Raw genomic sequence first — 19,196 nt, 5'->3', positions numbered from 1 at the left:
CCGGTTACTCTCCCGCGCTAGCCCAAAAGCCGCTTCCTGCCGCCGACAAGCTCCCCCGCCACCCTTTCCAAAAGCCCCGCCTCATCCCCCCATTCCGCCTTGGAGGCGTTTTTGAGCGCCTCGCTTACGGCCGTCAGCCGGGCCTCGTCCAGGACCACCCCCAACTGTTCCAGCCGCAGCCGCAAGGCCGCCCGGCCACTGTGTTTCGACAGCACGATGCGGGCCGGTCCCGCTCCCACGGTCTGGGGCGGATACGGCAGATAGGTGTCCGGATGCTTGAGCAGCCCGTCCTGGTGCACGCCCGCCCCCGTGGCGAAGGCGTTTTCCCCGCACACGGCCTTGTTGGGCGGGGTGGGAATGCCCGTCAAGTCCGCCACCAGGCGGCACAGGGGGGCGAGTTTGGCGGCGTCCAGGTGGATGGAGCGGCCGTACAGGTCCGGACGTAGGGTCAGGACCGTCGCCGTCTCCTCCAGGGCCGCGTTCCCGGCCCGCTCCCCGATGCCGCCCACGGTGCAGTGCGCCATGTCCGCCCCGGCCTGGATGGCCGCCAGGGTGTTGGCCGTGGCCAGCCCCAGGTCGTCGTGAAAATGCACCCCCAGCAACACGCCGCTAAGGCCCCGGACATGGGCGCGCAAAAATTCCAGCCGCTCCTTCACCTCGTCCGGGGTGAGCACCCCCAGCGTGTCCGGGAAGCCGATGGAGGTGGCCCCGGCGGATATGGCCGCCTCGTAGAGCCGCACCAGATAGCCGGGTTCGGTGCGGCTGGCGTCCTCGGCGCTGAAATTGACGTAATCGAAAGATTTCCGGGCGTATTCCACGGCCCGGGCGGCCATGACCAGGATGTCGGCCTTGGATTTTTTCAGCTTGTAGCGGCGGTGCAGGGGGCTGGCGGACAAAAAGATGTTGGCCGCCCGGCGCCTGGGCGGCGCGTCGGCCAGGGCCTCGCGCGCGGCGTCGATGTCCCGGTGAAGGGCCCGGCACAGGGCCGCGATGACCGGCCCGCCCGAATCCCCCACGCCGCCCGGCCCCAAAAAATCGCCCGCCGCCTGGGCCACAAGCCCCACGGCCGCCGCCTCGGTGCGCGACACGGCCGGGAACCCGGCCTCGATGAGATCCACCCCGGCGGCAGCCAAGGCCCGGGCCACGGCGAGCTTATCGGCAGGGTCGAGCATGGCCCCGGGCATCTGTTCGCCGTCGCGAAGCGTGGTGTCGCCCAGAAGGAGAGGGGAAAGGACGCGTTGACCGGCCATGCGCCGCTTGTGCGTCATATTCCCGGGAATTGCAACGCGCCAGGAATGGTCCCCATGGCCCGGTCCCCATTTGACGAATCACATCCCGCTGGCTACACATCTGCATCTGCTCCACACGCTACGCCACGTCCACAACGACACAGGAGGCGACCATGCCCACCATCGGCGTCATTTTGGCCGGCTGCGGCAACATCGACGGCGCGGAAATCCACGAATCCGTCCTGACGCTCCTCTATCTGGCCCAGGCCGGGGCCACGACAAAGATCTTCGCCCCGGACGTCCCCTTCGCTGCCGTGAATTTCCTGACCAAAAAGCCCATGGGCGAGACGCGAAACGTCCTTATGGAGTCGGCCCGCATCGCCCGCGGCAACATCGCCGACGTGGCCACGGCCCGGGGTGCGGATTTCGACGCCCTGATCCTGCCCGGCGGCAACGGTGTGGCCAAGAACCTGTGCGATTTCGCGACCAAAGGCCCGGACGGCGCGGCCCATCCCGAGGTGGCCCGGGTCATCCGCGAGGTCCACGAGGCGGGCAAGCCCGTGGGGGCCATCTGCATCGCCCCGGTGGTGCTGGGACTGGTGCTCGGGGCCAAAAAGCCGCGCCTGACCATCGGCAACGACATGGGCACGGCCAAGGCCCTGGAAAAAACCGGGGCGGTGCATGTGGAGTGCGCCGTGGACGACATCGTGGTGGACGAGACGCTCAACCTCGTGACCACCCCGGCCTACATGCTCGGGCCCGGCATCGCCGACGTGGCCCGGGGCATCGAAAAGTTCGTGGCCGAAATCGTGCGGCGCTCACAACAGAATACGAAATGATATGCCTCCGGCGGCCAAAGGGCTTTCGCCCTTTGGAATCCCGTCACGGGGCACGTTTCGCGACGGGAACCCTGATGGCTTGACGCCATGAAGTCTGTCCCGTCGATGCAAGCACAAGGAGCATCATGCGCCGCCTCATGATCAACGCCGATGACTTCGCCCTGACCGACGGCGTCTGCCGGGGCATCCTCCAGGCCATGGAGCACGGGCTGGTCCGGGCCACCACGGCCATGACCCGCCCGGCCGGCGCGGCGGCCCGCATCACGGCCCACGCCGATGCGCTTTCCGGGCGCATGGGCATCCATTTCCAGTTGACCGGCGGCCACGCCCCCTGCCTGCCGCCCGGGGACGTCCCCTCCCTGGTGACCGCCGAAGGCGTATTCCCGCGCAAGCGCATGGACATCGGCCAGGCATCGGCGGACGAGATACGCCGGGAATGGCAGGCCCAGCTCGATCTGCTGCGGTCCTGCGGGGTCAGCCCCTCCCACATGGACACCCATCACCATGTCCACAAACGGCCCGACGTGTTCCCGGTCTATCTGGAGATTGCCGTGCGGCTCGGCATCCCGGCCAGGGCCACCAACCCGGCCATGGCCGCCGCCTTGCGGGCGGCTGGCGCGCCGTACGCCGACGCCTTCATCACCGACTTTTTCGGCCAGGATCTGACCCCCGGGCGGTTCCTGGAACTGGTGGCAGCGGCCTTCGCCCCGCTGCCCGACACGGCCGTGGTGGAACTCATGTGCCATCCCGGGCAAAACGATACGGAACTTTGCCGCATCTCGGCCTACAATCAGGCCCGGGAACAGGAGATCGCTGTGCTGTCGTCCCCCGAGGTCCGCCAGGGGCTGGCCGACATGGGGGTCGCCGTGTGCGGTCCCGAGGGCATCCCCAGGCCCGTGCGCGGCGTCCGCGACGGAAGCGGCGGCCCGCCCTCCTGACATCCTGCGGGAGCGTCTTTTTCCATAACGGCGCTGATGTGTTTGTATTGCGCCAGGGGCCCGTCCCCCTGACGCTTCAGAAGAATGCTTTTCGACGCGGTAAAAGCCGTGTAGCATGCTCCGGCATTCACTTGCAGGAAACCGCAACCGCCTGTTCGCATGAAGGAGTACGACGTGACCCACGAAGCGACGACGGAACTGCGCAAATTCGTGGCTCCGGAGTTCGTGTTCGGCCCGGGCTCGGCCCGCCTGGCCGGACGCTACGCCAGAAATCTCCGGGTCAAGAAGGCCCTGGTGGTCACCGGCCCCAACCTCATCCGCCTGGGCTGGGCCGGGCAGGTCATCGACAGCCTGCGCGAGGCGGGCGTCTCCACCACCATCTTCGCCGACGTCACCCCCAATCCCCGCGACTATGAGGTCATGGCCGGGGCCGAGGTCTACCGCCGCGAGGACTGCGACGCCATTGTGGCCGTGGGCGGCGGCAGCCCCATGGACTGCGCCAAGGCCATCGGCATCGTGTGCACCAACGACCGCCACGTCCTGGAATTCGAGGGCGTGGACAATGTGCGCAAGCCCGGCCCGCCGCTTGTCTGCGTGCCCACCACCTCCGGCACCGGGGCCGACGTGTCCCAGTTCGCCATTATCAACGACACCAAGCGCAAGGTCAAAATCGCCATCGTCAGCAAGACCGTGATCCCCGACGCGGCCTTGATCGACCCCCTGCCCACCGGCACCATGGACCCCGAACTGACGGCGCATACCGGCCTGGACGCCCTGACCCACGCCATCGAGGCCTACGTCTCCAACGCCCATTCCCCGATCACCGACCTCTTCGCCGTCAAGGCCGTGGAATTGGTGCGCGACCATCTGGTGTCGGCCATACGCCATCCTGACGATCAGGCGGCCCGATCCGGCATGATGTTCGCCAGCCTTTACGCGGGACTGGCCTTTTCCAACGCCATTTTGGGCGCGGTGCACGCCATGGCCCACAGCCTGGGGGGATTTCTGGATCTGCCCCACGGCCAATGCAACGCCATTTTGCTTGACCACGTGACGGCCTACAATTATTCCAGCGCCCCCGGGCGATATACGGACATCGCCAAAATCCTGGGGGCGCACATCGAACCGGACATGGCCGAGGATGAAAAAAAGCAGGCCGTGGTCGCCGCCCTGCGCGCCCTCAAGACCGCCGCCGGGGTGGACCAGACCCTAAGCGACCTGGGCGTGCGCCCCAGCGAACTCGCCGAGTTGTCGGCCAAGGCCATCAACGACCCGTGCATGATCACCAACCCTCGCCAGCCAACCGTCGAGGACATCCGGTCCCTGTATGAAGCCGCCTGCCGATTCCGCGCCTGATTGGAACGCCTCCCGGGAAAAGCTCATCGGGCTTGGGGAAGGTTCCCTAAGCAAGAGCTATTATCCGGAGCTGTCCGAGCGGCTTGCCGAGCTTGAGCGGTTCCGCGAACTGCTCGACCAAAGCAACGACGCCATTTTCCTCGTGGACGCGGACAGCGGCCGCATTCTCGACGCCGCCGGCTCCGCCCCGTCCCTGCTGGGCCGGGACAAGGGCCGCATCATCGGCGCGGCGTTCTCCGATTTTCTGCGTCCCAAGGCGGCGGCCCGGGTCGCGGCCGTCCTGGCCGCCCAGGGAACCGACGCCCCCCTGGCCACGGACATGGCCAGCCCCGACGGGGCCCTGGTTCCGGTGGAAATGACCATCCGGGTGGCCCAAAGCCCCACGCAACGCAAGGCCGTGGTGGTGGCCCGGGACATCTCCGAGCGCAAAAAAGCCGAACGCGCCCTGCGCCGGGCCGAGGACCGCTACCGCAGCATTGTGGAAAACGCCGTGGAGGGCTTTTTCACCTCCACCCCGGCGGGCCGCTTCACCAGCGCCAATCCGGCCATGGCCACCCTTTTGGGCTACGGAACGCCCGAGAGGCTTTTGGCCGAGGTCACGGACATCCGCTCCCAGATCTACGCCGACACGGGCGACCGCGACCGGCTCATACAACTGCTCAAGGCCCGTGGCGGGGCCACCAATTTTCCGGCCCGCTTCCGGCACAAGTCCGGCCGCACCATCTGGGTCTCCCTCAATATCCGGGTGGAGCGCGATGCGTCCGGCCTGCCGCTTTTTCTGGAAGGCTCCTGCGAGGACATCACCGCCCGCAAAATGGCCGAAGACGCCCTGCGGGACGCCCACGCCCTCCTGGAAAAACGGGTCGAGGAACGCACCCGGGAACTCCACCAGGCCAACGAGCGCCTCATGCGCGAGGTCCAGGAGCGCCGCCGGGCCGAAGAGGCCGCCGAGGCCGCCAACCGCACCAAGTCCGATTTTCTGTCCATGGTGTCCCACGAAATCCGCACGCCCCTGACCTCCATCCTGGGCTTTTCAAAAATCATCCAACGCAAACTGAAGCAGATTTTCGAAAACCTGGAGGTTCCCGATCCACGCCTGAACAAGGCCACCGGCCAGGTGTCCGGCAACCTGGACATCATCATCTCCGAGGGCGAGCGTCTGACCAATCTCATCAACGATGTCCTGGATCTGGCCAAACTGGAATCGGGCCGCATGGAATTCACCATGGAGGCCATAGATCCCTCCGAGCTCATCAGCCGGGTCATGGCCTCCACCTCGGTGCTCCTGGAAGGCAAGGACGTCCGCATGGTGCGCTGCCTGGACGAAGGCCTGCCCTCCATCCAGGGCGACCGGGACCGCATCATCCAGGTTCTGGTCAATCTCATCTCCAACGCCGTCAAATTCACGGACCACGGAACCATCGGTCTGTGCGCCGTCAGCCAGGACGAGTTCCTGCGCATCAGCGTCTCAGACACCGGCATCGGCATCCACAAAAAGGATTTTGAAAAAATCTTTGAAAAGTTCAACCAGGTGCGCGGCGGGATCACGGATCGTCCCAAGGGAACGGGCCTGGGGCTGCCCATCTGCAAGCATATCGTGGAATCCCACGGCGGCCGCATCTGGTTCGAGAGCACCCCCGGCAAGGGCAGCATTTTCACCTTTACCCTGCCCCTGCCCGGATAATCCTTCCGGCGGGGATTGTCTTTTCTTCGTTTTTCGACGACAAGAGCCGCCCGGCAGGACATTCCTCCCTTTTCCCGTCATGAAACCGTAAAGCCGCGCGGCCTATTCACCCTGCGCGAGGACATCCATGAAAACCCAGCCACGTAACGACTCCATCCGAAACATCGCCATCATCGCCCACGTCGACCACGGCAAAACCACCCTGGTGGACCACATGTTCCGCCAAAGCGGAATGTTCCGCGAAGGCCAGGACGCCCCCGAAAGAATCATGGACAGCATGGACCTGGAGCGGGAACGCGGCATCACCATCGCCGCCAAAAACTGCGCCGTGACCTGGCGGGACACCAAAATAAACATCATCGACACCCCCGGCCACGCCGACTTCGGCGGCGAGGTGGAACGGGCCCTGTCCATGGCCGACGGCGCGGTGCTCCTGGTGGACGCCTCGGAAGGCCCCCTGCCCCAGACCCGGTTCGTGCTCAAAAAAACCCTGGAGGCCGGACTTCGGGTCATCGTGGCCGTGAACAAGATCGACCGCAAGGACGCCCGTCCGGAAGAGGTCTTAAACGAGATCTACGACCTGTTCATCGACCTGGACGCCGACGAAGAGCAGCTCGAATTCCCCGTGCTCTACGCCGTGGGCCGCGAAGGCCGGGCCATGCGCGCCCTTGACGAAGAGGGCGTTGACCTCACCCCGCTTTTCGAGACCATCATCGCCGAGATTCCCGGCCCGGCCTGCGATCCGGAAAAACCCTTCGCCATGCTGGTCTCCGATCTGGGCTATTCCGACTTCCTGGGACGGCTGGCCATCGGCCGGGTGCTGGCCGGGACCGCCCGCAGCCACGATTCCCTGGTGCGCATCGACGCGGAAAACCGCCGCGTGCCGCTTCGGGTCACCCGGCTTCAGGTCTACGAGGGCCTCAAGGTCGTGGACTCGGAGACCGCCCATCCCGGCGACATCGTGGTCATCTCCGGCCTGGACGAGGTGACCATCGGGGACACCATCTGCTCCTCCGAGACCACCGCGGCCCTCAAACGCATCAGCGTGGACGACCCCACGGTGGCCATGCGCTTCACCATCAACACCTCCCCTCTGGCCGGACGCGAGGGCAAATACGTCCAGTCCGCCCGCATCCGCGAACGCCTGTTCAAGGAAACCCTGCTCAACGTGGCCATCCGCGTGGAGGAGAGCGATGAGCGCGACAGCTTCGTGGTCAAGGGCCGGGGCGAGTTCCAGATGGCGATTCTCATCGAGACCATGCGCCGCGAGGGCTTCGAGCTGTCCGTGGGACGCCCCGAGGTCATCTACCGCATGGAAAACGGGGTGCGCAAAGAGCCCATCGAACATCTGTTCATCGACTGCGACGAGTCGTTCACCGGCATCGTCACCGAGAAGCTGTCCATCCGCAAGGGCCGCATGAAAAACCTGGTGAACCACGGCTCGGGCCGGGTACGCCTGGAATTCACCATCCCGGCCCGGGGGCTGATCGGCTACCGGGACGAGTTTTTGACCGACACCAAGGGCACCGGGATCATGAACTCCTATTTCCTGGGCTACGAGGAATACCGGGGCGACTTTCCGTCACGCTTCACCGGCTCCATCGTCTGCGACCGGGCGGGCGCGGCCGTGCCCTACGCCATCTTCAACCTGGAGCCGCGCGGCAGGCTTTTCGTCTGCCCGGGCGACCCGGTCTACGAGGGTATGATCGTCGGCGAACACAACCGGGAAAACGACATCAACGTCAATCCCTGCAAGGAAAAAAAGCTCACCAACATGCGGGCCTCGGGCAAGGATGAAAACGTCATCCTGACCCCGGTGCTGCCCATGACCCTGGAGCGGGCCATCCATTTCATCCGCGAGGACGAACTGGCCGAGGTCACCCCCCTGTCCATCCGGCTGCGCAAGGTGGAGCTGTCGGCCCAGAAGCGCCACGTCATCGGCGGCGCGAAGAAAAAGGCCAAAGAGGAGGCGTAGGGTGGAGACGTCCCCGCCCCTTTTCACCATCGACGAAAACCTGTGCCGCCGCGACGGTCTGTGCGCGGCGGCCTGCCCGGCCAGCCTGGTACGCCAGGACGGCCCGGACGAGTTGCCCTATCCGCTGCCGGGCAAGGCGGAGCACTGTATCCGCTGCGGCCACTGCGTGGCCATCTGTCCCGCCGGGGCCCTGCGCCACAGCCTGCTGCCCTTTGACGACTTCCCCCTGGTGGACCGTAAAAACGCCCTGGCCCCCGAGGCCCTGGCCGCGCACCTCAAGACCCGGCGCTCCATCCGCAACTTCAAGCCCTGCACCGTGACGCGCGAGACCTTCGCTGCCATCCTGGACACGGTGCGCCACGCCCCCACCGGCCACAACCGGCAGGAGGTGCAGTGGACCATCCTGGACGGACGCCAGGCCGTGAACGCGTTTCTGATGCAGGTCAACGAATGGATGCGGGCCGAGGTCAAGGCCAAGACGGACTTCGCCCGGAACATGAAGCTGGCCGGGGCGGTGCGGGCCGTGGACAAGGGCAAGGACGTGGTGACGCGCGGCGCGCCGCATGCGGTGTTCGCCCATGTCCCGGACGACGGCGTGACGCCTGTGACCGACGCCATCATCGCCACCACCTGGTTTGAGATTGTGGCCCATGCCCACGGGGTGGGAAGCTGCTTTGCGGGCTACCTCATGTTCGCCCTGTCGCATCGCCCGGAGCTTATGCGCCACCTGGGCATCCCCGAGGGCCGTGTGGTGCCTGCGGCGCTCCTCGTCGGCAATTCCAAGTACCGCTACCGGCGCACGGTCCCCCGCGACGAGCCGCAGGTGGCGTTTCTGCCGGGGATTGTCGAGGGGGAGTAGCGGGAATCCGTTCGCGGCCGGACGATTTCAAGGCCGTCGAAGGATGAGAGGCGACGCCGATGACGTATAAGGGATATGCCGCTCGGATCGAATACAGCGACGAGGACGAATGTTTTGTCGGGCACATCGCCGGGATAACGGATATCGTGGGATTTCACGGCGACTCGGTGCAGGACATGCGCGCACAATTTCATGCGGCCGTAGACCACTACCTTGAGGCCTGCCAGGCCCGGGGGGCGGCCCCGAACAAACCCTCTTCCGGAAAGCGCTGATCCGCGTCCGGCCGGAAGTCCACGCCAAGGCGGCCATGACGGCTGCGGCCATGGGGAAGAGCCTCAACGCCTGGGCGGCCGAGGTGATTGAGAATGGGGCGGCGGTGTCAAGTGAATACTATCACTGTACATTATTTTACTGGCATCTGATTCCATGTTTTGCCATCAAGTAGTCTCCCCGTTTTCTTTTTATTTACTCCTCCCCACTGTTTAAAGAAAAATGGAATGCTCCTATCTACACATAGTGTTTTAATATTTTTCACCCATTCCTCCTTCATTAGCCTAGCTCCAGGACCGGACTCCCCTCCAACAATAACCCAATCAATCCCATTAATATCAATTCCTTGAACATCGTCTAAAAGTGGTTCCAAGGATAAAAATTTGATATATGCATCTGTTGAAATTAAATCATTTACTCTTTGCTTATACATGATAGATTCAACAGTCACACCCATCCATATATTATTTGTCCATGTAAGCACTGAAGACATTTTCTTTAGTCTTTCTGATCTTTTAGTTAAAATCTGGAATGTATGCATTTGAGTTAAGTTCATCGTTTTAAAAACTTTCACAATAAAATCATCGGGAACATCTTCATGAAAAAGATCGCTCATTGAATTCACAAAAATCATTCGCGGCTTTTTCCAGCTCATTGGAATAGAAAGCGTGTCTTCATGAAGTGTTAGTTTGAATCCATTGGAATAGTTCTTTACTCCCATTGCCTTTAGTCGATTTGACATTTTTTCTGCATAACAATTATTACATCCGATGCTGAACTTTGTGCATCCGGTCAATGGATTCCAGGTACATTCAGTCCATTCAATTTTACTCAAACTCATGAAATATCCTCGATACATTTATCATGAAAAATTTTTTTATAACTTAAAGCAGGAACTTTTACTATTTTTCTTTCCTTTTTGAGCTGAGCAAGGACTTCTTTCGCATGCCGAGGAAGGCAGGCTGATTTTATTGCATACAAATAAGCATCCTTATTGTTCCTTATTATATTTAAAAGTACGGCGCTCCTAAAAGATTCTTGAAATTTTCTTAGCTTTGCCCCTTTTACAATACCAGGCAAAGAGAATTGTCTGTTGTCTATAATTAAATCACCTTCAAGGGAAAATGATGCTTCACCATTGTCTTTGTCAAATTTCCAGCATTCGATGAGAAATTTTTCAATACCAAGCGGACTACCTGAACCGAAGACAACGCTATGTGTTGATCCTGAATTTTTTTGTATTCCAAAATGTGCTAGATAGTAATCCCTATCTTTAGTATAACTCGACTCAATAAGCTTACAAAATCCTCCAGCAAATTTCTTAGGGCTATCTGTATTAATTGTTTCTATCCCAGGTAGTTTATTTTTGAATTCTTTTGTATTTTTAAACCTGTGCATATGCTCTGCCGGTATAAAAAGGATAAAATCTGTTCTGGGCATGCTCAACACCTTTTTGAGCATAATTTCATCAATTAACCCCGTTGGATCAATAAACAATAAGTTTGCTGCATGTTTTGCTGAAAATTTAGGTTCATATTTACTAAAACATGATTTAAAATCAAGGCACTCATACTTAATATCTACGCATTCTGTGTGCATACCATCAATTAAACGCATCAGTGAATTTACTTTGCTATCTTTTATGTCACTAAATAGTGTGCATATTCTTTTATTTTTACTTCTCAATATGTCTCTGAAACAATTAATTGTATTTATAATTCTTAATGGACTTCCGGGGATGCCATTTTGATCTTCTCCTGGCCCGCAGAAGAAATCTGCAATGTTAATTTCTACAACATTAGGCAATTGAATAAACACAGGAAGCCATGACTTGCAATAATTTTCAAATAGTTCAAGTTTTAACAGTGTTCCTTCGTCATAAGGTTTTGAATGATGGTCACGAGACATATTAATTCCTTCGCGATCCATAATTGTTTGGAATTATTCATCGCCTTCGCATTTAGCACTTACCAAATACTATGAAGGAAACCAAAGCGACTTCAATGAGTTGCCCTGCTAATATATCAGATGACAAAACGGGAATTAGCAGGGCAGATAACTCTGCCCCGCAGTAAATTCAATCCCCATCATCCTCCCGGTCCTTCTTTTTCCCCCTGCCAAGCCATTTCGCCAAAATGAAGGAGCCGTATCCCGCGACTCCCGAAGCGCCAGCCAGCACTCACGGGGGGCAACTGGTTGCTCCGATCCCGAACAGGGAAAAATAAGCCAGAACCGCCGCTCCAACGAGCCACGCGACGATGGTCGCGAGTTTGTTTCTCATAGGTTCAGATTAAACGAGCTGGGTCTATAAGGGAAGTCCTCACCCCGGAAAGATAGGCGTCTGAAATGATGAAACGGGTGATTTTGGTTAGCTCTGACAGCGGCGTGAGATGCCGACGGCCGAGAATAATGAAAATCCCCTTGACGCCGCCGCCCGGCCCGGGCTAGGCAATAACCAAGCACTCTCAACCAGTATCGAGGCCCAAATGAACCGTTCCGCCACCCGCACCGCTGCCCCCGCCCGCGCCGCCCTGGTCCTATCCGGCGTCGTCGTACGCGTGGTTATGCACGTCGCGTCGTAGCGGGATATTTTTTCATTCGTCACTTCATCCCCCGTCGGCGCGACCGCTGACGGGGGATTTTCCTTTCGTTTTCCATCCCATCTCCCAAAGGCGGCGCGCGCGGGGCTCCCACAAAGGAGCAGACCATGCCCACGAAATCCGGCGCCGACATCATCGCCAGACTCATCGAACGCCAGGGCGTGACCATCGTCCCGGGCATCCCCGGCGGGGCCAATCTGCCGCTGTACGACGCGTTGGCCGCCTCATCCATCCGCCACATCCTCACCCGCCACGAGCAAGGCGCGGCGTTTTTGGCCCAGGGCATGGCCCGGGTCAGCGGCAAGCCCGCCGTCTGCCTGGCCACCTCGGGCCCCGGGGCCACAAATCTGGTCACGGCCATCGCCGACGCGTACATGGACTCCATCCCCCTGGTGTGCCTCACCGGGCAGGTGCCCCGGGCCATGATCGGCACCGACGCCTTCCAGGAGGTGGACATGGCCGGGGTGTGCGCCCCGGTGTGCAAGAAGGCCTACCGGGTGCAAAGCGCGGCCGAGCTGCTGACGATCATCCCCGAGGCCTTCACCCTGGCCGCTTCCGGCCGCCCAGGCCCGGTGGTGGTGGACATTCCCAGGGACGTGCAGACCGAGACGGCCACTTTCGCCCGCTGGCCCGAACCGGGCCGTCCGGACGAGGCCCCCGAGGCCTGCCCCGAGGGCATCGAAAAAGCCGCCCGGATCATCAACCAGGCCAAACGGCCCATCCTGTACCTGGGCGGCGGCGCGGCCCGCTCCGGGGCGGCCGCCCTGGCCCGGCGCATCATGGAAAAGGCCGCCATCCCGGCCGTGCAAAGCCTCATGGGCCTTGGCGTGATCCCCTCCCGCCACCCCTTAAGCCTGGGCATGCTCGGCATGCACGCCTCGCCCTGGGCCAACCTGGCCCTTCACGAATGCGACGCGCTGATCGCCGTAGGGGCCCGCTTCGACGACCGGGCCACGGGCAAGGTGGCCGCCTTCTGCCCCGAGGCCTCGGTGGTGCATATCGACATCGACCCCGGCCAGATCCACAAGATCAAGACCGCCCATGTGGGCCTCATCGCCGACGCGGCCAGCGCCCTGGCCGACCTGGAGCCTTTCATCGAGAAAAAGACCCGCACCGCCTGGATCGCCCGCATCGCCGCCCTCAAACGGCAGCACGCCGCGCATTCCCCGACCCCGGGTTCGCCTCGGGCCATCATCCGCACGGCGGCGGCCCTGGCCGGGGAGACGGCCATCGTGGTCACGGACGTGGGCCAGAACCAGATGTGGACCGCGCGCCACTATCCGTTCACCACGCCCGGCCGCTGGCTGACCTCCGGAGGCCTGGGGACCATGGGCTTCGGACTTCCGGCGGCCATCGGCGCGACCCTGGCCGAACCCCAGGCCCCGGTGGTGCTTTTCTGCGGCGACGGCGGCATGCTCATGAACATCCAGGAGATGGCCACGGCAGCGGAGATCAAGGCCGACATGACCGTGGTGCTGTTTGACAACGGCGGCCTGGGGCTTGTGCGCCAACAACAAGACCTCTTCATGGGCGGACGGCGCTTCGCCACGGACTACCGCGCCCGGGTGGACTTCCCGGCCGTGGCCCGGGGGTTCGGCTGGCGGGTGTTCGATATGGAGAAAGGCGGCGACCCGTCCGAGATCCTGGCCCGGGCCATGGGCGCCAAAGGCCCCTGCCTGGTGCGGGTTCCCGTGGATGCGGCCGCCAAGGTCTATCCCATGGTGGCCCCGGGCGAGGCCAATACCCGCATGATCGGCGCCACCGTGGCCTCGCCCGAAATGCTGCGCGAACGCGCGGCGGTTTAGGGAGGGCAGGCCTCCGGCGGCCAGGGGGGAACCTTTTTTGAAAAAAAGGTTCCCCCCTGGACCCCTCTTCAAAAAACTCCGGCGCGCTTCGCGTCCGCGTGCGAGAGAGAGCATTCTCTCCGTCCAACCTGATTTTCGTTGGCGTTTCCGGCGAAGCGAAGCTTCTCCGGAAACGCCAACGATATCAGGGGGTCCGGGGGAAATGATTTCCCCCGGGCGGGGTTCGGGGCGGCAGCCCCGACGCAGTGCGGGGCGGCAGCCCCGACGTATGGGGGTTGCCCGGCGGCGGGGGGTGGTTTATCAACGGGCCTCGTTTCGTGATGAGTAAGAAGGGAGGCCGCCATGGGCAAGATCACACGGGAAAAGCTCGACATCACGCCGAGCTTCGACATGTTGCATTATATGGAAATAGCGGACCTGCCGCGCATGGAGCAGGAAGAGGCGGACAGGCTTGCCGTCCGTTTTGGGCAATGGGCCCCGGCCCTTCGAGCCTACCGGTTCGACCTGGGCCGTCGCAAGGGCTATGTCTTGATCTTTCTGGAAAAAAGCATTGAGGACGAGGTCGAGCAGGCCTGGCAGATCTCGCCTTCGGACGGCTTTTCCCTGCACAACCTGGCCATTGCCCTGGTCATGGGCGCGGCCGCCCAGGTGGTTCCCGAGGTGGCCGACGGCGGCTGTGCGCCGCTTCCCAGCCCGGATCGGGACATGCTGCGCCAGTTCAAATTTCTGGATCTGGAATGGAACCCGGCCGGGACCGTCAACCGGCAGTACGCCGTTTTCACGCCTATGCCCTATGCCGGGGGCTGCGGGGTGTGCATGCTGCAGGAATCCTGCCCCAAACGTCGCCCGTAGCGCCTGTGGAAAGCCTTTTCCGGTCGTTTTGCCCGGAGTTGGCAGGGAAACGGCCTTGAATGTTCCCTCGGTTTGCTGCAAACTCTTCTCAAAAGGGCTGTTGGCCCGCAACCGTGGGGTGGGATATATGCGCGTTTTGGTCGTGGAAGACGATTTCACCAGCCGGAAGGTGTTGCAAAAAATCCTCACGCCCCACGGCGAGGTGGATATTGCGGTCAATGGCCTGGAGGCCGTGGAGGCGTTCGAGGCGTCTTTGCGCGAGGATCGCCCCTATGATCTGATCTGCATGGACATCATGATGCCGGAGATGGACGGCCAGGAGGCCCTGAAAAAAATCCGGGCGCTGGAGAGGGGCCAGGGCGTCAATCCCGTCGACGAGGTCAAGGTGATCATGACCACGGCCCTGGACGATCCCAAGAACGTGGTTGAGGCCTACTACAAGGGCGGCGCCACGTCGTATGTGCCCAAGCCCATCGACAAGCACATGCTGCTGCATCTTCTGAAAAATCTGAATCTCATCGAATAGCCCCGCCGCGCCATCAAAAGTTCCGGCCCGACGGCAGTCCTACCCAGGGAAATCCCTGCCGAGGCCGTGGTCGCCGCACCTGGCCGGAATCTGTCCGTTCCGGCTTTCTTCCACGCATGGCTTTCACTGCGGGACTCCTCCTGGGGCAACCCGCCCGCTTCTTCCCGGCATCAGACGCCCCGTATCATCCGCTATTTGGGAGAGGATGCCGTGTCCGGCGAACGTGGATCGCCGCCCCGGATGCGGCCCGGGCCTCTTCCGGGGACAGACCGGAACGGCCCGGAGGGCTACTTCAGATTGCAACTCTTCATGCTAAACGGCGTCATATAATCACAGTACATTTTAGACGTCCTGTCCAAACAGAAGACGACACAGATCATGGCCAACGTGGAAAAAACCAACAAGAGCGGACCAAAAAACCAAAACACGAGGGGAACAAGAAAATAAAAGGCATGCATCCCGAAGTGAAAATGGCTTGCCGCGCGATTGAGTTGCATGGCGACGAATGTCATCGAGGAGCTGTAGTTTCCATCCATGCACGGCACATTGATCATGAACCCGACATGATTATACATCCTGATGGACGACGAGAAACTGAAAAAAGCAATGAACAGGTTCACCAGCAGAACCAAAATCTTCAGGGCCAAGGTGCTCTGCTCGGTCGAACCGAAGATGTTGAGCGAATGCCATGTGGTTCCGATAGTGTCTAATTGGCCTGTCAACGAGAGGACTCCCACCGAGAGCAGTATCGCAGTTGAAGCGAGAAATGTCGCAGCCATGGTGGAATTTCGGAGCGTCTGCACGGCAAGGATGTCGTTTTTCTCCTCCATGACGGTAACGACCCAGGCCCTGCGGGCAAGATTTGATGCTCCTTGAATTGTATAGATGGGATCTGACTTCAATTTTCGCCAGATAAACACGTTGTAGAGCGTAAACATGGTGATGGAGATCAGCAGACAGACCACATCCAAGAAATGCGGCGCGAGAAATTCCACGGCTTTTCCCTCCAGGCATCCGGAACGCATGATCCTTCGAATGGGAATGCTATGCCTCGGAAATCCCCCTGGCGTCAAATAGGACAATCATGCCCCCCGGCCGTATCCCCCGCTCCCCAGCCCCGGACACCCTGATCCCGGGAACCGTCCGCCCGTCCGTTCGTCATGGGGGCGATCGCGGCGCAGGGAGAAATGACGCCTCCCATGACGCCCGGGCGCCCGGCATTGCGGCGGCATGTCCGAGGCAAGCCCAAAAAACGGCCGGTCCCTTTCGGAACCGGCCGCGCACCCGCCTTCATGCCCAGGCGGACGAGTGATGGGTTCGGTACTTTCCGTTATGGCAGAACAATCTTCAACACAACTAGACTTCCTTCTTGATCTTGGACTTGCTCATGGACAGCCCGATGCCGTTGAAGATCTCGAAGATGGCGAAGCCGTACCACATGGTGTAGACCACATAGAAGATGAGAAGACCTGAGGCCGCTGGGATCTTGTCCAGGATGGACTCGGCCTTGATGCCGTAGAAGTTGTAGGCCGGTTCGATGGCCTTCTGGTTGACCAGGTTGACCGCATTGGCCATGGGAATCTGCTTTTCCTTCTGCAGGGGCTTGATCATGCCCGCCAGAAGCGTCCACCAGGCCTTCATGGCCAGCTTGCCCTCGGCATCCTTGTCCAGGCCGTAGAACGCGCCGACCTTGGCCCCGTCGTCGTGGTACATGGCGTCGGCGTCATCCACGACCTTGGAGAGCATCTTGCCCAGGTCCACGTCCACGTTCAGGGTCTCCCCGGCCTGGGCGGCGCTGAAACCGGCCTTGGCCATGACCGCCAGGGAATGCTTGGCCTCGTCCTCGGACTTGAACTTCACGGCCGCCTTGGCCTGCTTGCCTTCGAAGTCCTTGATCTGGGCCTTGACGTCCGGGATGAAGTAGGACGACCCCTTGGAGAGTTTGTTGAACAGGTCGTCGGAGTAGTCCAACCCGGTCATGCCGTTGCCGAAAATGGGCATCATGATCAGGAAAAACACGCCCGCAAAGGAGACGAGCAGGATCATGCCCATGGAGAGGGCTTTCTTGTTGGCCACCATGACCTAGGCCTCCTGTTTGAGCGTCGAAATGTTGGTAAGGAACTTGCCGATAACCCAGACCCCGAAAATGGCCACCACGACCCAGAAGATGATGTTTCCCACGAACTCGATGTTGTTGACCATGGCCTTGGACATGTCGATGTATTCGAGCTCCACCAGCTTCTTGGGCAACACGGCTATGCGGTTGATGAAACCGGCGATGATGGACATGGCGTAGAAGCCCCGGATGTGGATGCCCTTGACCACCTTGGTGGTCAGCGCGCCGACCTGGATGCCCAAAAGCGATCCGAGCAGCATGCCCATGGCCAGGGTATAAAACACGAAGCCGTAGATAGCGTACTGGGCGATGGCGCCAAGGCCGGCGGTGAAGATGATCTGAAGGATGTCCGTACCCACGGTGGTCATGGAGGACACGCCGAAGATGTACACGAACATGGGGAAGGTGACGAAGCCGCCGCCCACGCCCATGATGGCGGCCAGGATGCCGACCACCATGCCGCCTGCAGCCACGATCCAGCCGGAAATGCGCTTGCCGCCGGGGACGAAGTCCTCGTCGAAGGTGATCATGGGGGGAATCTTCATGTTCTGAAGCTTCACGGCCAGGCCCGTGGTGCCGCTGGGGCCGCCGTGGGCGTCATGGCCGCCGCCGCTCTGGGCCGCCTGTCCACGGCTGGACTTCAGGAAGTCGAACAGGGCGTAGAATCCCAGGAAGCCGAGCAGCACGGAATAGATGACGCTGATGAAAAGCTCGGACAGAAGCGGATCCTTGTTGTAGAGGCCCTTGTTGATGGCGCCGCCGATGAACGTGCCGCCGCCGGAGCCGACAAGGAAGGCGATGGCCAGTTTCACCGAGATGTTGCCGAGCTTTTTATGCACGGCCGTGCCCATGATGGCCTTGGCGAAGATGTGGAACAGATCGGTTCCCACGGCCAGGATGCCCTTGACGCCTGCGGCCATCAGCGCCGGGGTGATGATGAAGCCGCCGCCCGCGCCGATACATCCGGTGATGAGCCCCGCAGCCAGGCCCACGGCGATGGACACCAGAAAGATGGTCGTGGTGTAGAAGGCCGGCGCATAGGCCGTCTTGCCGCCCAGGAAATCCCCGGCTTCCACGAAGGACACCGCCATGATCGGCAAGGCCAGGGCGATGAGAAACAGCATTTTTTTCCGGTTGCGCAAAATGGACGTGGAGACTTCCAGATCCCATTTCGCGTGCGCAATGGACGCTGATTTTAGGAACTCAAAGACGTTTCTGCCCAAACCCATTTCCTCTTCCTCCATTTTGAAGTGTGACTCGACCGGCTGCATGGTTGTCCGGACCCCGCTTCACAAAGGAGTCCCCAAACTGTCTCGCTCCGGTTCCCCGTTTTCGCCCGAGAAGGAAATAAATCTGCGGGCCGTGCATCGTCCGGGCGACAGGCTCATGTCGTATTTCCCGAGCGCCGGGTTCCCGGAACGGTTATGGGTTATGCCGCAAAGACCCTGGCTACAGCCGCCGTCAGGAGCTCCAGCCCCCCCCCTTTCTCCACCACGGCCGCCACCTGGCCATCCTCCCGATAGGCGCACGCCCCGTGGGAGAAGGCGTGCAAAATCATGGGAGGCCCTCCCGCCATGCGAAAAAAGGCGGCAAGCCCGCCCTCTTCCGTGATGCCGGGCAGTTCCTCGTCGAGAATGACCAGTTCCACGGAGGCATTCTCCCGCAGGATCTCCCGCGCCGTCGGGGCATCGGCAGCCGTCAGCACGCGATATCCCGCCCGCCCCAATTCCCGACGCAAAAGCTCACGGATGTTTCCGTTTCGCTCGGTGACGAGAATGGTTCGGCCAAAAATCTCCACGGGCTCCTCCTTGGGGAATGCCGGTTGGGGGAAAGGCAACTTGCGTGCCAGGGCGGCGTGTTCGGCATGGATTGTCAACACCCCGAAAAAATGAATATTTTTTGTCGTCCAAATCCAGGTGTCGGATTGTTTCCCATCGATTGGTGTCAGGATTCTTTACAGTCCGTCAAAGTCAGCGAACACGTTTCCGCACGCACACCCGCAAGGATCGATCCGGCATCCGTCGCACCGCCAGGACCGTATGTTCTTGATCGCCGGGCACATCTCTGCTATGCGGCGTAACGGTTCTGTGACGCTTGTGCCTTAACGCCCAAACCCGGGAAATGGTCCCGGGCGCGTCCGTCGTCGG

18 protein-coding genes are annotated in these 19,196 nt (G+C 61.0%); 11 read left to right on the top strand and 7 right to left on the bottom strand.

The features are described from left to right. Positions 1 to 17: 17 nt before the first annotated feature. On the bottom strand, positions 18 to 1,250 hold the full coding sequence (locus GD606_RS01355; RefSeq protein WP_170304555.1) for a hydroxymethylglutaryl-CoA lyase-like TIM-barrel protein: 1,233 nt from the start codon (positions 1,248 to 1,250) through the stop codon (positions 18 to 20). A 152-nt stretch (positions 1,251 to 1,402) separates the two neighbouring features. Here GD606_RS01355 and elbB point away from each other — a divergent pair, with 152 nt between their 5' ends. From elbB to GD606_RS20875, 8 genes are all read left to right on the top strand, one after another. Continuing rightward, on the top strand, positions 1,403 to 2,068 hold the full coding sequence (gene elbB, locus GD606_RS01350) for an isoprenoid biosynthesis glyoxalase ElbB (RefSeq protein ID WP_163300371.1): 666 nt from the start codon (positions 1,403 to 1,405) through the stop codon (positions 2,066 to 2,068). 125 nt (positions 2,069 to 2,193) lie between these two features. Beyond that, the gene (locus tag GD606_RS01345) at positions 2,194 to 3,006 is read left to right on the top strand and encodes a ChbG/HpnK family deacetylase (RefSeq protein ID WP_163300370.1); all 813 of its coding nucleotides are present in this window, start codon (positions 2,194 to 2,196) and stop codon (positions 3,004 to 3,006) included. A gap of 174 nt (positions 3,007 to 3,180) precedes the next feature. Then, a complete protein-coding gene (gene ercA, locus GD606_RS01340; protein ID WP_246298917.1) occupies positions 3,181 to 4,362 on the top strand; it encodes an alcohol dehydrogenase-like regulatory protein ErcA in 1,182 nt (393 codons plus the stop codon). Continuing rightward, positions 4,334 to 6,046 carry a PAS domain S-box protein gene (locus GD606_RS01335; protein WP_163300368.1) on the top strand — a complete coding sequence of 571 codons (1,713 nt, stop codon included), beginning with the start codon at positions 4,334 to 4,336 and terminating at the stop codon, positions 6,044 to 6,046. Before ercA ends, GD606_RS01335 begins: the two co-directional genes overlap by 29 nt. A 127-nt stretch (positions 6,047 to 6,173) precedes the next feature. Continuing rightward, on the top strand, positions 6,174 to 8,021 hold the full coding sequence (gene typA, locus GD606_RS01330; RefSeq protein ID WP_163300367.1) for a translational GTPase TypA: 1,848 nt from the start codon (positions 6,174 to 6,176) through the stop codon (positions 8,019 to 8,021). Between the two features lies 1 nt (position 8,022). Further along, complete coding sequence (locus tag GD606_RS01325; protein ID WP_163300366.1) at positions 8,023 to 8,880, top strand: nitroreductase family protein; 858 nt, start codon at positions 8,023 to 8,025, stop codon at positions 8,878 to 8,880. Between the two features lie 59 nt (positions 8,881 to 8,939). Then, complete coding sequence (locus tag GD606_RS20360) at positions 8,940 to 9,152, top strand: type II toxin-antitoxin system HicB family antitoxin (RefSeq protein WP_246298916.1); 213 nt, start codon at positions 8,940 to 8,942, stop codon at positions 9,150 to 9,152. Between the two features lie 35 nt (positions 9,153 to 9,187). Then, on the top strand, positions 9,188 to 9,325 hold the full coding sequence (locus GD606_RS20875; protein WP_368356351.1) for a hypothetical protein: 138 nt from the start codon (positions 9,188 to 9,190) through the stop codon (positions 9,323 to 9,325). On the opposite strand, the gene GD606_RS01315 is transcribed toward GD606_RS20875, so the two are convergent. Both GD606_RS01315 and tcmP read right to left on the bottom strand, forming a co-directional pair. Next, positions 9,284 to 9,991: a DUF5131 family protein gene (locus tag GD606_RS01315; RefSeq protein ID WP_163300365.1), complete on the bottom strand. Its 708-nt coding sequence runs from the start codon at positions 9,989 to 9,991 to the stop codon at positions 9,284 to 9,286. The two genes, GD606_RS20875 and GD606_RS01315, sit on opposite strands and share 42 nt — an antisense overlap. Beyond that, positions 9,988 to 11,058: a three-Cys-motif partner protein TcmP gene (gene tcmP, locus GD606_RS01310; RefSeq protein WP_163300364.1), complete on the bottom strand. Its 1,071-nt coding sequence runs from the start codon at positions 11,056 to 11,058 to the stop codon at positions 9,988 to 9,990. The genes GD606_RS01315 and tcmP overlap by 4 nt, the downstream gene beginning before the upstream one ends. A gap of 799 nt (positions 11,059 to 11,857) precedes the next feature. On the opposite strand from tcmP, the gene ilvB reads away from it, so the two are divergent. From ilvB to GD606_RS01295, 3 genes are all read left to right on the top strand, one after another. After that, the gene (ilvB, locus tag GD606_RS01305; protein ID WP_163300363.1) at positions 11,858 to 13,555 is read left to right on the top strand and encodes a biosynthetic-type acetolactate synthase large subunit; all 1,698 of its coding nucleotides are present in this window, start codon (positions 11,858 to 11,860) and stop codon (positions 13,553 to 13,555) included. A gap of 342 nt (positions 13,556 to 13,897) precedes the next feature. After that, positions 13,898 to 14,407, top strand: coding sequence for a hypothetical protein (locus GD606_RS01300; RefSeq protein ID WP_163304049.1), 510 nt, complete (start codon positions 13,898 to 13,900; stop codon positions 14,405 to 14,407). 127 nt (positions 14,408 to 14,534) lie between these two features. Then, positions 14,535 to 14,933: a response regulator gene (locus GD606_RS01295; RefSeq protein WP_163304048.1), complete on the top strand. Its 399-nt coding sequence runs from the start codon at positions 14,535 to 14,537 to the stop codon at positions 14,931 to 14,933. 287 nt (positions 14,934 to 15,220) lie between these two features. On the opposite strand, the gene GD606_RS01290 is transcribed toward GD606_RS01295, so the two are convergent. The 4 genes from GD606_RS01290 to GD606_RS01275 all read right to left on the bottom strand — a co-directional run bounded on the left by GD606_RS01290 (position 15,221) and on the right by GD606_RS01275 (position 18,847). Further along, positions 15,221 to 15,928, bottom strand: a complete 708-nt coding sequence (locus GD606_RS01290) for a DUF599 domain-containing protein (RefSeq protein ID WP_246298915.1) — start codon at positions 15,926 to 15,928, stop codon at positions 15,221 to 15,223. Positions 15,929 to 16,289: 361 nt separating this feature from the next. Beyond that, complete coding sequence (locus GD606_RS01285; protein WP_163302908.1) at positions 16,290 to 17,012, bottom strand: hypothetical protein; 723 nt, start codon at positions 17,010 to 17,012, stop codon at positions 16,290 to 16,292. A gap of 3 nt (positions 17,013 to 17,015) precedes the next feature. Continuing rightward, positions 17,016 to 18,278 carry a sulfite exporter TauE/SafE family protein gene (locus GD606_RS01280; protein WP_163302909.1) on the bottom strand — a complete coding sequence of 421 codons (1,263 nt, stop codon included), beginning with the start codon at positions 18,276 to 18,278 and terminating at the stop codon, positions 17,016 to 17,018. A gap of 200 nt (positions 18,279 to 18,478) precedes the next feature. Further along, positions 18,479 to 18,847: a response regulator gene (locus tag GD606_RS01275; protein WP_163302910.1), complete on the bottom strand. Its 369-nt coding sequence runs from the start codon at positions 18,845 to 18,847 to the stop codon at positions 18,479 to 18,481. Positions 18,848 to 19,196 lie beyond the last annotated feature (349 nt).

This window comes from Desulfolutivibrio sulfodismutans DSM 3696 (assembly GCF_013376455.1).
Classification (GTDB): domain Bacteria; phylum Desulfobacterota; class Desulfovibrionia; order Desulfovibrionales; family Desulfovibrionaceae; genus Desulfolutivibrio; species Desulfolutivibrio sulfodismutans.
The sequence above is the reverse complement of the archived record's forward strand: the minus strand, read 5'-3'. Positions and strand labels throughout refer to the sequence as shown.